This window comes from Herbidospora sp. RD11066 (assembly GCF_054661255.1).
Window position 1 is genome coordinate 1 of the sequence record NZ_BAAGDO010000089.1, and the last position, 294, is coordinate 294.

Here is a 294-nt window from a genome sequence, read left to right on the forward strand (position 1 = left end):
CTTATCACGCGCCTCACGTACCACTTCATCCATGTAATTTTTAATACCTGGGAAGCGTTCAAAGTAGGTATCAATGTAGGCTTTGGCTCCCTTACGGCTAATGCCCAAATTATTAGACAAACCAAAGTCTGAAATCCCATAAACTACTCCAAAGTTAACGGCCTTGGCATTGCGACGGTCGTTTGCAGTCACATCCTCAGGACGTTCAATGCCAAAGACCCGCATGGCTGTCGAAGTATGGATATCTGCCCCCTCTTGAAAGGCCTTAATCAAGTGCTCATCCTTAGAAATATG

1 protein-coding gene is annotated in these 294 nt (G+C 45.2%); it reads right to left on the reverse strand.

Going from position 1 to position 294, the window contains the following annotated elements:
- Positions 1-294: DNA polymerase (locus ACYQ78_RS39420; RefSeq protein ID WP_459806108.1), on the reverse strand; the 294-nt coding region annotated here is incomplete at both ends.